Origin of the sequence: Virgibacillus alimentarius, from assembly GCF_000709085.1 — a bacterium.
Lineage (GTDB): Bacteria > Bacillota > Bacilli > Bacillales > Amphibacillaceae > Virgibacillus_B > Virgibacillus_B alimentarius.
The window spans coordinates 1-13,417 of record NZ_JFBD01000065.1 but is presented as its reverse complement, the minus strand read 5'-3'; the positions used below and the strand labels follow the sequence as shown (position 1 = coordinate 13,417).

The following is a 13,417-nucleotide window of genomic DNA, read 5'->3' as shown; positions in this document are numbered from 1 at the left end:
AACCTGTTATTTTAAATTCCTTTTGAATATTTTGTTCGTTTCATGATGTTAGCCTCCTTGACACTAAATAGTATATTATAATTAACTCTTAGTGTCTAAGTTCATTTAGGGGCTTATGTGACACCAATGCTAAAGAATCATGAAGTGGAATGGGTCTTTTTGTAATCTTAAGGTTTTCTTAAGGAACCTATTTAGTTTTTTATGATTTACATCTTATACTAAATGTAGAGCGAATAAGGAGGTAAACCAGATGAGTAAATATATTTTAAGAACCAATAAACTTTCAAAAAAATATAGAAATGATTTCGCTATTGAGAATATCAATATTACAGTAAAAAAAGGCGAAATATATGGATTAATTGGTCAAAATGGTGCTGGTAAATCAACAATGCTACGTTTAGTAACGGGGCTTGCCTTTCCAACAGGAGGATCAATAGATCTGTTTGGTAATGATAATCCAAATATGATAACTGAGGTACAAAAAAGAATGGGAGCGATTATCGAGAATCCAGCATTTTTTTCAAATATGAGTGCATATGAAAATTTGGAAGTTCATCGATTACAAAAAGGTATTCCCGGTAAGGACTGTATCAAAAACACAATAGAACTTGTAGGGCTTAAGGATACGGAAAAGAAAAAAGTGAAAAATTTTTCACTGGGAATGAAGCAAAGACTTGGACTTGGAATCGCATTAATTAGTGATCCAGAATTCTTAATTCTTGATGAGCCTACAAATGGCCTGGATCCAATGGGAATTGTTGAATTAAGAGAGTTAATAAAAAAATTAAACCGTGAAAGAGGGCTTACCGTCTTAATATCAAGTCATATATGTAACAATCGATGTTTTAATAAATTTTTATGATCGTTTTAACGAAAAGTATGGAGCCCATTATTCATATGCCAGAGCATGATGTCATTATCATCTCAGATGATTCAGCCGTAACAAGGGTCATAGAAAATTTAATTTTCAATGCGATTACCCACTCAGATGGAAATATAATCATAAGTCTTGAGGAAAAGGATTCAAAGGCCAGACTAACTGTAAGAAATGATACGCATTCATTAACTGAAAAGATGTTAATCGGATGTTTGATCGATTTTATATGGCAGATCAATCTCGATTAGGCAATAGTACAGGATTAGGTTTGTCGATTGTGAAGAGCTTTATGGAAAAAATGAACGGGAAGATTATCGGGCAACTAAATGATGGACAATTGTCTATTGTTTGGGAATGGCGAATAGTCAATAAATAAACTTAGAGGCAAGAATGGAGTATAGCATATGTTTAGGAAACAACGTATTGTTTTTCTAATGACAATTATTTTATTGAGTATATGGAGCCGGCCTTTATCAGCTCATGCTGCAAAAGCGTTCGATACAGCAGAGGTCGATGAATTTGTTACGAGTTATTTGGAACGAAACGGACTGTCTGGCGCAACTATTGTAGTCGTAAAGGATGGGAATATAGTGTATGAAAAAGGGTATGGTCATGATTCCAAGGGGGAAGCCGTAACAGAAAGTCACTCATGAGAATCGCTTCTGGTTCCAAATCATTAACGGCATTTGCTGTGTTACGGCTCGTTGCTGAAGGAAAAATTCAACTAGATGATCAGGTAGTGAAATATCTACTAGCATTTCTAGTGGAAAAAGTGAGTAATTAATGGCGCCATAAAAGCGGGGATTCAATCATATTGTCACGTACGGGAGAGGTCGTTATCATCACCCATGAAAACCAATTACATGTTCAACGTGAACTAACCGGTAATTACGGCCATATAAAATCTCTAACGGTTGTTAATGATAGCAACGAAGGTTATTTGGAAAGTAAGTTACCACAGAAAATGTTAAGTATGAAAAAGTTATTGGAATTATAACTCTTGCTAGATGAATCAGGTGGTGAAAAAAACATAAAATTTATTAAGTTATTCAGGACTCTCTTTGGAGAAAGTTTGGGGCGTTCTACTTTAATGATATTCATGAAATAGGATATGGAAGAATGTAGTAAAGACTATTAAAAATAAAGTTACCTTAGTGTACAAGTTCTATATAAATCACTTCTTGTTAGGATAAATTATAAAACACTTGCTAATTTCCTGGGTTATACAAGTGTTTTTCAACAATGATAACCGAACCTTGCAATATCCTTAGAAAATTCTGTGTTAAGATTAATTCATATTGTGAAGAAATGTACTTCAACTAACGGGTGCAAGAGTTGAAGATGAGATATCGAATACAGCTATTCTATTCTACGCTTACAAATAACCATATGTTTATACATTTAAAAAATAATTACAGAATTAGAAAGAATCTTCCAATTATATAGTGTTTTTTGTTACAATTATAAAAAGTGTAATAAGGCTTTCATGGATGGTGGATCACTCCCTTTAGATGATAGCCCCTTACTAGGAATCAACCCTTAAACGAAAAGTAGTTATGTTAAGAATATCCAAACTAAAAGGATGATTTCAATGTCTACAAATAGATACTTACAGACTGTACAATTAGATATCTTTTGTAACACAGATTTTTTGGGAGCATTAAAAGAAGATAATTGTATAGGTGCAGCTAAATTTACAATGTGCATGAAACAATTAAAAGCAAGAAATTCTACTGGTTCAGTTGTTCTTGATGCTGGGGATGCTTTTATGGGAACACCTCTATCTAATTTTTATTATGGGAAACCTGTAGTTGAAATGATGAATGAGAATGAGTATGATGCAATGGCAATTGGGAATCACGAATTTGATTGGGGAACAGACAGATTGCTTAAAACATTAAATACAGCAAATTTTAATGTTTTAAGTGCGAACCTTTTTTATAATCATGGTGAGAAAGTCGAGTGGGCAAAACCTTATGTTATTGTAAAGAAAAAGGGAGTTTCCATAGGGATCATAGGTTTATCTACTGTTGAAACACCATACACGACAGCATCTTCAAATGTGAAAGAATACGTTTTTAGGCAACCTATTAAAGTAGTAAAAGAATTAATACCTAAGGTAAAAGAAGATGGTGCAGATATTATCATTCTTTTGGGGCATTTGCCAGTATATTTTAATGGGGGAAAACCAGCAGGGGAGTTGATTGATCTAGTTGACTCAACTGAAGACATCGATGTTGCGATCGGTGGTCATAGCTTTATACCCTATGCTACGCTAAGAAACGATATACCTATTGTTCTTACATCTCCCCGCGGTTCTATGATAGGCATATTAGGATTTGCTTTAATCGAAAAGCTAATCAAATTATAAATAAAGAAGTGAAATTAATTGACTTAAATAGAAGATTTAATAATTTAAATCCTGATCAGAAGATACAAAACATGGTTCAACAATACGATAAAGGGATAAATAAAAAGTTCTCAAAGGTCATTGGGAGAACAGATAAAGACCTATTTGTTAAGCCAGATCAACAATTTGAGTTAGGAAGTTGGATTAGTAATACAATATGTAAAAATACCTCAGCTCAAATTGGATTTTATAATCCCTATGGAATTTTTGGCGATATTTATTCAGGAGATATAACGGTTGGCGACATTTATCGAATTTGTCCATTTAACAGTTTCCTCGTATGTTCAAAATTAACCGGGAGACAGATCCTCGAAATACTTAGTCAAAGCGTAACGCTTGAGAAAGGTATGTTACAGATATCTGGACTTCGGGTAAAATTAAGTTCATTTACTGAAAAAGAATACACAATAAAAGATAAAGATGTCCGTTTACTAGATGGTAAACCATTAAAGCTTGATGAGTCTTATACGGTAGGAACTACTGAATTCTTGGCAAGTGGTGGTGATAAATTCAAAACATTTACAGAGGTTTCATGGAAAAAAACACAGATAAAACTTAGAGCAGCTTTAACGGACAGAATAAAAAAAGAGGGTACTATAAAAAGTAAATTATTTTACTAGATTTTATACTAGAATATAATGGGGATAAGCGTTGGCCCCGCTTAAGTAAAAATCAGTTTAGTAATGTCTTCGTTTGCTTTATGCGAACTTAATAGACACAATGACTTAGATAATGAACATTGTGTCTTATTTTTTAAACTTTTGTAGGTTTTGTATTAATACTATATTCATATACTATGATACCCTCAATGAAAGGGGTATTTATCTAATTTCTCATGATAATAACAAGGGATAAGTTGGCAGGAACTTTTTCAAATTTTAAGGAAAATATTTAATAAAAAATATAATTATTGAAATGTCATTGTAACCATTCCTTTTCCTTTAATTGAGCTTACTTCTCCCCAAACTCCGTTAACTAGAGTAAGCTGGGGTGGCTTATGTCCGATATCCACATCATAAATTACAGGAATATTTAAATCACCAAATACTTCTTCAATAATACCTTCCATATCAAATTCTTTTATAGAACTATAATTAGTGGGTCTCCCTAACAAAATACCATTTGTATTTTTAAACCAGTTATTTTGTTTCATTTGCCAAAGGGATCGATATATTTCTGCTGCATCCCATCCAATTGATTCAAAATACCATATAACACCCTCAGTTAGATAATTATAAATAAATTTTTCCACAGGAGCAAACGGAGTTCCTATCAAATTAGTTAGAGTATTTTGACAGCCACCAAGAAGATGCCCTGACATTGTAGCCTTTTCTCCTTTAAATACTTTCCACTCAGTGGGCTTATCTAAAAAAAATCCATCTTTATTTTGAAACGCATTATCCCAAGAGCTTTGGTATTTTCTAGATGATTTTTGCACTACTGTTTCTCTATATGAGGTATTTAACACCTTTATCCAAGAAGCTGTTACAGGGTCCCAACTTTCAGATGACAAATCAATAAAATTTGTACCATGAGCAGTTGCATTTCCCGTTAATAATGTATATGCAAAGTTAAGAGTGCTAATATCGGAGTATCCAAGAATCCACTTAGGTTCACTTCTTCTAATTTTTTTCCAATCCAATAAAGGGAGTACTTCCATTAATAATTCCCCTCCCCATGGTGGGATTATAGCATTTATATTATCATCTAATAAAAATTTCGTCAGTTCCTGTGCACGTATTTCTTTTTTACAACTAGTAATGTTTTCACCATTCCATACTGTATTACCTATTTCCACAAAAAAACCCAATTGTTCAAGATTTTTTTTAGCTAGGCTGACTAATGGATGAAAATCTTTCTTAACACCAGATGATGGAGCAGTTATAGCAATCTTGTCTCCTTGTTTTAAAGGCTTAGGATAATTAATATTTTGACTCATAAGAACTACCTTTCTTTTTTTATAGCTTTTATAAATGAGTTGTATGACTCTATAAAACTGGAGAGAAATGCCAGGAAAATTCAAGTCAGTGTACCTTCCTCCACCATATATAAGGAAACTAGTAATATATGTTACTGTACTTAAAGGGAGTTTGTTGTACATCAGTCCTGTGTTATTATATTTATATACTTATGCATGTCATTCATTAGTTGGTAAGTCTCTTCGAAAGATTCTGTTTTAAGGATAATATGACCTATTCGATTATTATCTTTGGTATAAATTCTCTCTCCCTTTTCTATGTATGAGCTAAGTTCAACAATGTCAAAGTCAGTTTCTTCAACTTGTATTTCATAAAACTTTTTTCCTGACATTTCTTTTGGACAGCTTATAAAATATATGGAAGCATAGTTTCCATTGTAATTGGAATAATCTATTTTTTGGTTGTCTCGATCTTGTTTTGCAAATCTATCGGTTGCACATCTTATAGCTATATCTGAGGTATCTACCTTTAAAACTTCATCTACTAATCGGGGAATATAGTCACCTCCAAGTCTTGCCCCCAATTCAATAACATAGGGAATATTATTGTTTAACCTTATTTCACTATGAGTAAAGCAATTTTGAAGACCTAAAGCCTTATGTGCTTTAATAAGTTCCTGGTAAATAACGTCACGTATCTCTTTCGAAATCGAAGTATCTGGAAAAATATGACCTTTTTCATTAAAAAAAGGTCCCTTTTCTATAAATTTTTTGGTAATACCTATTGGATAGAATTCTTCTTGAAAAACAAATCCTTCAACACTATATTCTTTCCCATCAATATATTCTTCAGCTAATACTGTACTTGGAAGACTGTACATTTCACTAAGAGCATAGATTTCTCCATCGAAATTTAGCTCAAAATCCGCACATAGTGGATAATTAATTTTTTTAGGTAGCTCCTCATATGAATTAACTTTAACTACCCCTAAACTCCCCATTAACGCCGAGGGTTTAAGAACTAATGGATACTCCCAATCTTTTAGTGCATACATTTCTTTTCTAGAATTTAAAATTTTATAATCCGGACTTATAACCCCATAGGACTCAAACGCTACGCGCATTCGGTCCTTAAAACGAAAAGAATCCCCACTATACTTGGAAATTAAGGGTAAATTTAATAACTTTGCTATTTTATTTGCCAAAGGAATACTTCCTTCATTAAAACATAATACACCCTCAAATTTTTCAGTTTCATGTTCTTTAATCACATTTTCCATTATATAGGGCCAGTTAGATAACCTGGTTAAAATAACTTTATCAAACTTTTGCTTATCCCATACAGCATTAAGTTCATTTATGAGAGTTAAACGGTAATTGTTGCAGATTAACTTATCAACAACATACCTGCGTATTTTAGGATCACCTTGTTCAACAAGTAATATACGCAAAATGTACTCACCTCCCTTTTATTTGAATAAACTATTGTGGTCTTACGTTAAGGAGTCATTTGGATTCCATTAAATCTAGGGATGACCTGACAATCCCTTATATCACTGTGTTTAATTAGCCATAAAATAAATCTTTCTACTCCCATACCGAAACCTGATGTTTTGATAGGATGATGATTTTTCATATGCAAATACCACTTATATTGTTCCTCCTTCACATTTAGTTTTTCCATTGCATGTTTGACGTGATTTACGTCTTTATGACGTTCACCGGCACCAACAACTTCCCCAATACCAAATAACAAGTCGCCATTAAGTGCATAGCTTTCTGAACTATCATAAGCCTGGTAAAAAGGAACTGACAAGTAGTCAAAATGTGTTAACCATACTATTCCACCAAATATTTCAATAAGTTTTTGCTCTCCTTTATGTGTGATTTCTCGAAATCCTTCAGCATGAATTTCAATGAATGTAGGATCGTTATCTAACACATCAATTGCTTCTTCTAAAGTAATCCTAGGTATATCTGTTCCTTTTTGTATTACGGATTTTATATGCTCAGTTGTACCAGCAATTTCTAAAATCTCATCATGCAAGTTATTCAATAAATCTTTGCATAAAGAGTTTATATAATTATTAACTAAAGTAATTACGTCATTTAAATCCCCAGGAATTTCCGCTTCACTATGATAAAACTGACATAGGTGTCTCGCATCTGCTTTTTCACCTCTAAATGTAGGCATAATATAATGCACCCCGTCATTAAATTGCCTTAGCATGTATTCAAGATGAAATTGCATTGAATCAGCTAAATAAGTTTCCACCCCCTCTAGGTTTATTTTAACCGGCAGGGAGTCACTCCCTAATCCCATCGGACTAGTTACGGAACCTGTAGTAATTGGTAACTGTACTGATCGAATATTTTGATTTCTAAAGAACTGAAATGTAGAGAAATTTATTTCATCTTGAATTTTGGCAATTACATTGTACCAATAATCACTTATAGCATATTTATGATGATCTTCCGGTTCTTTCCAAGTTTTAGGTGGTTTCATCATCGAATTATTACTTAACTTCATAATTATGTCCTCCTTCTTTATACTGCTACCAAAAGTTTTGTCCATCAATATTCCATGGATCTATTACATCTTCTTCAATAAATAATTCCTGTTGTTCAGAAGTGTGATTTTTTCTTAGCAATACTGCCATAAATGATAAATATTTATGATTTTCATTAAAAACCTTCATAATATTAAACCATTTTTCTTGATATGATTCTTTAATGTTATCTGGTGCGTTCTCTAATGCTGGGGAATTATAAACTAGTTTTTCAACGTAATCTTTAACAACTTTTTCTGGTCTTGACCTCATTTTTTTATCTTCATAGGTGTATAACTCTAATCCAGCATTCAATAACAATTTTAACCAATAGTATTTGGTCCAAGGTTTTACTTTAAATCCAAGTATAACGGACATTTTGTTAAGTAAATTATCAGGAATTTTGGAATTGTAGAACAGATTAGTAACCGACAGAAATCCATATGGTTTGAGAACCCTTTTATATTCTGTTAGGGCTTTAGCTCTTTGCTCATCTGGTATGAAAGTATTAGCTCCACCAGTTACAATTAAATCAAATGTTTCATCTTCAAACGGTAGATTTGATGCGTCAGCAACTTGGAAATTAACGCGGTCTTGAATAAATTTCGGTTCTTTTTGTAAAATTTCGGTAGATTTTTTTACGGCTTGTGAATTAACATCTATTCCAGTTATTGAACAATCTTTTAATTTAGCTATTTCAATAGATGTAAACCCTGTGTTAGAGCCAATTTCCAATATTCTACTGCCACTTTCAATTTGGGATCGTACAATAATATCTCTAATAGTCCTCTTTCCACCTGGGCACCTATTAACCTCTTCTATGTAAGATAATAAATCTACATAAGATAATGATTCGGCATCTGGAAAAACTGAAGTACTCACTTGGAAAACCCCCTTTTAAATAGTATTTAAAATTTATATGGATAATGTTAACATATAGTTATGCCAATTGTAAAACAAGTCAAAATTTTCTATAAGACAGATAACTTTGAGTATTTTGATGAAATGACATAAATATGTAATTTATCAAAACTTATTTCTTGTAATATCTAGGAATTATCATTAAGCGGGTAAGATGCAAGGCACAATTTAACACTAAAGGGCTGATGTTAACTTTGAATTTTTTGAAAAGTAATATTAGAGTAAATATTTATGTATTAGCTGGATTCCTTTCTTCCATAGGAAACCGTATCTACATGTTTATTTTGCCATGGCTGGTTTATGAGATTACTGGTTCTTCTGTATGGATGGGATTTCTGTTTTTACTACAAATGTTACCTTCTCTATTGGTTTCACCAATTGTAGGATCAATTGTGGATAAATATAATCGAAAAGTAATAATATTTGTAAGTAACCTTATATTACTTTTAGTAATGTGTATTTTAACAATATTATTACTGGTTGATGTACTAAATATCCTTTTATTAGGCATAATAACTGTTTTTTTATCAATTACAACATCGTTTTCTTTTATTTCCGAAGAAAGCATTTTACCTCAAATAGTAAAAAAAGATGATTTAGTTAAAGTAAATACGTTATATCAATTTCTCAATACAGTGGCTTTGCTGTCAGGGCCATCCCTGGGAGGATTAATTGTTTCTGTTTATAATTCAGCAGTAGCACTGTTTATTGGTGCATTAACCTTTATACCTGTTCTAGTTAGCGTTTTTTTCTTAAACATAAATTATTACAAAGGTTTGAAAAGCAAATCGTCTGGTTTGCTAAAAGATACAGTTGTAGGCATAAAATATATTGTTAAAACGAAGATATTACTTTTAATAGTATTACTTTCCTTTGTAATGAATATCGCTAATGGGGCAGTAGATGCAATGTTTGTTTTCTTTGCTCGTGATAATTTGAATATAGGTCCCTTTCATTTGGGACTTATATTCACTATGTCATCAATTGCACAAATAGTTTGTGGGTTATTAGCTCCTTTGTTGGCTAGGAAGTTTAAGCACTTCATAATATTAATTGTAAGTAGTGGAATATCTTCTATTGCAATAATGTTCATGTCCATAGTTAAATCATGGATTTTTATAGGTTTATTTAGGGGACTTCAGGAAGGCCCCACCATAACTGGTAATATTTTGAACAAAACTCTCAGACAATCAATTGTACCTAATAATATTTTAGGTCGTGTCAACGCAGTAAATGGGTCTTTATCAGTAGTATCTTATCCACTCTCTGGATTTTTGGCAGGGATTGTTACTGAGGTATGGAGTATACGTTTAGTTTTTCAATCGGTTGCAATATTACTGTTTATGGCAAGTTTAATAAGCTTTATGGTATACAAAAAACATGGAAAGGGGCTTAATTACACAGATGCAAACATCTCTTGAGAATCAGCGTATATTAATGATTGGGGATACATGGCAGTATATAAAGTTTCACTTAGTTGAAAAGTTCAATATGAAAGTTACACTTTTTCAGTCACCAGATCGAAAGCACTTAATTAGAGAGGAATATTGTGAAGACGTTCATATCATAGACTTAAATAATTTTGATGAAATTATAAAACAGGCTAAAACCTTACATCAAACTAGATCATTTAAAGCCGTTTGGAGTTTCGCTGATGTAGGAACAGAGCCGGCATCAATCGTTGCACAAAAACTAGGATTAAAACATAATTCAGTTAATGCAACAAGAATTGTTAATAATAAAGCTACTTTACGGGATATTTTGAATAAGAAAGGACTGGGACCTGTTAATTATACAGTTACAAAAAGTGTAAAAACTGCATTGAATTTTTGTGAATTTAACTACCCGTTTATTGTAAAACCTTTAGTTGGATCAGGAAGTCAAAAAATTTTTAAAGTAAATAATGACAAGGAATTAGTTGATGCGGTAAAGAAAGTAACTGATAATGAGAAAAATGAAATTATTATTGAGGAATATCTGAAGGGACGTGAAATAAGTGTTGAAGGAATGTCTTACAGTGGTAGTCATTCTATTCTTCAGTTGACAGATAAAATTACTAACCCTAAAAATCATGTAGAAATGGCACACATTATGCCCGCTCAATTAACTGATGAGATGAAAGGACAAGTATACAAGCTAGTAGACAAGACCTTAAATGCTATTGGACACACGTTTGGTCCAACACATATTGAAATTAAATTAACTAAAACAGGGCCTAAAATTATAGAAGCACATACGAGACCTGGTGGAGACTTCATTACAGAGTTATTAGATTTTGTATATAACATTGATGTAATCAAGCTTACTATGGAGAATTTAATAACAGGGAAAGAGAGGAAAATTCCAATACCATCAACTTCAAAAGGGGGAGCAGTAAAGTTCTTTGACTTTCCCCCAGGAACAATATCCAGAATTGGGGGAACTGAAAAGGTCAAACGAAACTCTAATTTAATTATTTTAGATTTTAATCTTAAAGTTGGACAGCAGATAAAAAAAACCGTTGACAGTTACTCACGTCATGGATGCTTAGTTGTTTCAGGTACCACTGCTGAAAATGCTTATGAAACAGCCGAAGAAATGTTTAAAAGTATAAATATCGAAATGGAATAAAATAACTGGAGTGAGTGTGCATGGAACACATATTATTAATTGGATTCGGTATACAAGGAGCGGATTATGTTTATCAAGCTAAACAGTTAGGTTTTTATGTAAGTGCCATAGAACATAAATCTAACAAAAGCTTTGATCCTGTTGTTAATGCTTCTAAAGAAGTAGATAATATGATTTGGGTTAATAATTTAAAAAAAGAACATATTATTAGATTAAGTTTAAATATTAATTCACATAAACCACTTGACGGTATCATAGGCTTCTCAGAGCCTCATATTTACACGTCAGTTATTATTGCAGAAACACTTAGTTTACCTTCACCTGGTTTATATGCAACAATAGTCTCACAGAATAAAGCTCTCCAAAGGGATATTTTTTCCAAAAGTAATTATATTCCAATTCCTAAATATAAGCTCATCCACAAAGAAGCAGATGAATTGGATTTTCAAGGAGAGCTTATAGCAAAACCGGTAAATAGTACGGGAAGTAAAGGTGTCAAACAATTGTCGAATAGATTAGAGTTAGAAAATTATTTAAAAGAACAGGGACGAGAATTCCCTGTTTTAGTAGAAGAATTTATTGATGGAAAAGAATATAGTATTGAAACTTTAGTAGAGAATGGGGAAATAATATTTGAAAATATCACCTTTAAGGAGACTACTGATCCCCCATACTGTGTCGAAAAATCTCATACGGTTCCAGCTAATATACCCAAACACGTTAAAGATAAAATATTAGTAGTAAATAGGAATGTAATAAACACAATTAAAATGAATACAGGAGTTGTTCATTTGGAAGTGAAATATCATAATGATATTTATGTTTTGGAATATGCTGTACGTACCCCAGGAGATTATATTTTGGATTGTATTGAACTTGCTTATGGATTTAATGTTTTCAAAGAAATTATAAAATTAAATACGCGATGTTCTTCTTTAAGTATTAATAATATCCCTAATAATGTTGGTTATGTGGAATGGGTTACTCCTTCTTCTGGAATTATAAAGAAGATAGAAGGCATTGAAAAAATTTCACAATTACCAGAAATTAAGAATATAGTAATGTTTGTTAATGAAAAAGATACCATTGGGAAAATAACTTCTAGTAGCTCCCGAGCGGGATTTTTTATTAGTGAATTTAAAGATTTTAATCATAAAGAGAATAAAATCAAGGAAATAAAGGAACTTCTCACAATAGAAACAACAAGTCCTAAATAAGGTTCTAAGTCAAATGTTGGGGTGTAACATATCCATGTTATACCTCAAAATTTCCCCGTACAATCCGAGAATATATTATTTTTATTGAAAACCTATTCATGCGTGAAGAGCGGTTAAAATGCCCCATTGATATATTCGCTAACCAAGATATGACAGAAGTAAATGATAACAAGCTACTATCATCCAGTCGAATATGAGGGTGTACACCCTGCCTACTTGTATTATGATCCGCACGCCCACCATTGAGTCTTTGTAAAGTGGTAAATAAAGTGATACCTTCAAAATCGTACTAGTTAGGTGAATGTTGCAAGAAAGGATTGAGGCTGGTACTGCAATTAGAGGAATTTAGAATCCTTGGAATCAAGAGATTTCTCCATTAGAAAAAGGAGTGGCATTTAATAATTAATGCTTATTTTTAAAAATGAATTACTTTGATCGGCATCAAACCATTCTTTTTTGGGTGGTACCCCTTGATATCGAGTATAACCACCTGAAATGAAAATTATGATCTAGAGTATAATAAGTGATGTAAAGGAATTTTAAAGTTCTTCTAAATATCATTTAGGGAGTTATATATCACATAAGCCCCTAAATGAACTTAGACACTAAGAGTTAATTATAATATACTATTTAGTGTCAAGGAGGCTAACATCATGAAACGAACAAAATATTCAAAGGAATTTAAAATACAGGTTATAAAAGAAGCGTTAGAAACAGGTAAACCATCAGTAGTAGCCCGTCGATATGACCTTAATGCCAATATGGTAAGCCGTTGGATAAGAGAGTACAGAGATGGTAAATATGGCGATACGAATGCCATGACTGTACCAGATCTTGATTCTAAGCAGCTTTCCAATGAAAACGACCAATTAAAGAAGCTAATTAGGTGAAAAAGACCTTGAAATTGCCATAATT

General features: G+C 32.3%; 14 protein-coding genes and 1 pseudogene. 11 read left to right on the top strand and 4 right to left on the bottom strand.

Annotated elements, in window-relative coordinates; genetic code table 11:
- Window positions 1-250 precede the first annotated feature (250 nt).
- The 7 genes and pseudogenes from GZ63_RS0110865 to GZ63_RS0110840 all read left to right on the top strand — a co-directional run.
- Window positions 251-829 (top strand): annotated as a pseudogene (locus tag GZ63_RS0110865) (ABC transporter ATP-binding protein); the annotation flags it as partial.
- A gap of 256 nt (window positions 830-1,085) precedes the next feature.
- On the top strand, window positions 1,086-1,253 hold the full coding sequence (locus tag GZ63_RS18415; protein WP_226374390.1) for a sensor histidine kinase: 168 nt from the start codon (window positions 1,086-1,088) through the stop codon (window positions 1,251-1,253).
- A 28-nt stretch (window positions 1,254-1,281) separates the two neighbouring features.
- Window positions 1,282-1,530, top strand: coding sequence for a hypothetical protein (locus GZ63_RS0110855; RefSeq protein WP_029269464.1), 249 nt, complete (start codon window positions 1,282-1,284; stop codon window positions 1,528-1,530).
- The gene (locus GZ63_RS18410; RefSeq protein ID WP_226374388.1) at window positions 1,527-1,661 is read left to right on the top strand and encodes a serine hydrolase; all 135 of its coding nucleotides are present in this window, start codon (window positions 1,527-1,529) and stop codon (window positions 1,659-1,661) included. Before GZ63_RS0110855 ends, GZ63_RS18410 begins: the two co-directional genes overlap by 4 nt.
- Before the next feature lie 30 nt (window positions 1,662-1,691).
- The gene (locus GZ63_RS17895) at window positions 1,692-1,874 is read left to right on the top strand and encodes a hypothetical protein (RefSeq protein WP_156947722.1); all 183 of its coding nucleotides are present in this window, start codon (window positions 1,692-1,694) and stop codon (window positions 1,872-1,874) included.
- A gap of 594 nt (window positions 1,875-2,468) precedes the next feature.
- The gene (locus tag GZ63_RS16680; protein ID WP_029269462.1) at window positions 2,469-3,248 is read left to right on the top strand and encodes a bifunctional metallophosphatase/5'-nucleotidase; all 780 of its coding nucleotides are present in this window, start codon (window positions 2,469-2,471) and stop codon (window positions 3,246-3,248) included.
- Window positions 3,249-3,319: 71 nt separating this feature from the next.
- Window positions 3,320-3,907: a 5'-nucleotidase C-terminal domain-containing protein gene (locus tag GZ63_RS0110840; RefSeq protein ID WP_029269460.1), complete on the top strand. Its 588-nt coding sequence runs from the start codon at window positions 3,320-3,322 to the stop codon at window positions 3,905-3,907.
- Between the two features lie 287 nt (window positions 3,908-4,194).
- Here GZ63_RS0110840 and GZ63_RS0110835 read toward each other — a convergent pair whose 3' ends face one another.
- The 4 genes from GZ63_RS0110835 to GZ63_RS0110820 all read right to left on the bottom strand — a co-directional run bounded on the left by GZ63_RS0110835 (window position 4,195) and on the right by GZ63_RS0110820 (window position 8,636).
- Window positions 4,195-5,226, bottom strand: a complete 1,032-nt coding sequence (locus GZ63_RS0110835) for a S66 family peptidase (RefSeq protein WP_029269458.1) — start codon at window positions 5,224-5,226, stop codon at window positions 4,195-4,197.
- A gap of 161 nt (window positions 5,227-5,387) precedes the next feature.
- The gene (locus tag GZ63_RS0110830) at window positions 5,388-6,656 is read right to left on the bottom strand and encodes an ATP-grasp domain-containing protein (RefSeq protein ID WP_029269456.1); all 1,269 of its coding nucleotides are present in this window, start codon (window positions 6,654-6,656) and stop codon (window positions 5,388-5,390) included.
- Window positions 6,657-6,703: 47 nt separating this feature from the next.
- A complete protein-coding gene (locus GZ63_RS0110825) occupies window positions 6,704-7,735 on the bottom strand; it encodes an asparagine synthetase A (RefSeq protein WP_198020935.1) in 1,032 nt (343 codons plus the stop codon).
- Window positions 7,736-7,760: 25 nt separating this feature from the next.
- Window positions 7,761-8,636 (bottom strand): class I SAM-dependent methyltransferase, encoded by an 876-nt coding sequence (locus GZ63_RS0110820; RefSeq protein ID WP_029269452.1) that lies wholly within the window; start codon window positions 8,634-8,636, stop codon window positions 7,761-7,763.
- A 224-nt stretch (window positions 8,637-8,860) separates the two neighbouring features.
- Between GZ63_RS0110820 and GZ63_RS0110815 the strand changes: the two genes are divergently transcribed.
- The 4 genes from GZ63_RS0110815 (at window position 8,861) to GZ63_RS16675 (ending at window position 13,392) form a co-directional block, all read left to right on the top strand.
- Window positions 8,861-10,096: an MFS transporter gene (locus GZ63_RS0110815; protein WP_084179214.1), complete on the top strand. Its 1,236-nt coding sequence runs from the start codon at window positions 8,861-8,863 to the stop codon at window positions 10,094-10,096.
- The gene (locus GZ63_RS0110810) at window positions 10,080-11,285 is read left to right on the top strand and encodes an ATP-grasp domain-containing protein (protein ID WP_029269448.1); all 1,206 of its coding nucleotides are present in this window, start codon (window positions 10,080-10,082) and stop codon (window positions 11,283-11,285) included. The genes GZ63_RS0110815 and GZ63_RS0110810 overlap by 17 nt, the downstream gene beginning before the upstream one ends.
- Before the next feature lie 20 nt (window positions 11,286-11,305).
- On the top strand, window positions 11,306-12,502 hold the full coding sequence (locus GZ63_RS0110805; RefSeq protein ID WP_029269447.1) for an ATP-grasp domain-containing protein: 1,197 nt from the start codon (window positions 11,306-11,308) through the stop codon (window positions 12,500-12,502).
- A gap of 653 nt (window positions 12,503-13,155) precedes the next feature.
- A complete protein-coding gene (locus tag GZ63_RS16675) occupies window positions 13,156-13,392 on the top strand; it encodes a transposase (protein WP_226374386.1) in 237 nt (78 codons plus the stop codon).
- Window positions 13,393-13,417 lie beyond the last annotated feature (25 nt).

What these genes read in the sequence shown, in the direction of transcription:
- GZ63_RS0110825 (WP_198020935.1), bottom strand. Translation starts at nt 7,735, where the DNA reads ATGAAGTTAAGTAATAATTCGATGATGAAACCACCTAAAACTTGGAAA.
- GZ63_RS0110835 (WP_029269458.1), bottom strand. Translation starts at nt 5,226, where the DNA reads ATGAGTCAAAATATTAATTATCCTAAGCCTTTAAAACAAGGAGACAAG.
- GZ63_RS0110805 (WP_029269447.1), top strand. Translation starts at nt 11,306, where the DNA reads ATGGAACACATATTATTAATTGGATTCGGTATACAAGGAGCGGATTAT.
- GZ63_RS16680 (WP_029269462.1), top strand. Translation starts at nt 2,469, where the DNA reads ATGTCTACAAATAGATACTTACAGACTGTACAATTAGATATCTTTTGT.
- GZ63_RS18415 (WP_226374390.1), top strand. Translation starts at nt 1,086, where the DNA reads ATGTTTGATCGATTTTATATGGCAGATCAATCTCGATTAGGCAATAGT.
- GZ63_RS0110810 (WP_029269448.1), top strand. Translation starts at nt 10,080, where the DNA reads ATGCAAACATCTCTTGAGAATCAGCGTATATTAATGATTGGGGATACA.
- GZ63_RS0110815 (WP_084179214.1), top strand. Translation starts at nt 8,861, where the DNA reads ATGTTAACTTTGAATTTTTTGAAAAGTAATATTAGAGTAAATATTTAT.
- GZ63_RS16675 (WP_226374386.1), top strand. Translation starts at nt 13,156, where the DNA reads ATGAAACGAACAAAATATTCAAAGGAATTTAAAATACAGGTTATAAAA.
- GZ63_RS0110840 (WP_029269460.1), top strand. Translation starts at nt 3,320, where the DNA reads ATGGTTCAACAATACGATAAAGGGATAAATAAAAAGTTCTCAAAGGTC.
- GZ63_RS18410 (WP_226374388.1), top strand. Translation starts at nt 1,527, where the DNA reads ATGAGAATCGCTTCTGGTTCCAAATCATTAACGGCATTTGCTGTGTTA.
- GZ63_RS0110855 (WP_029269464.1), top strand. Translation starts at nt 1,282, where the DNA reads ATGTTTAGGAAACAACGTATTGTTTTTCTAATGACAATTATTTTATTG.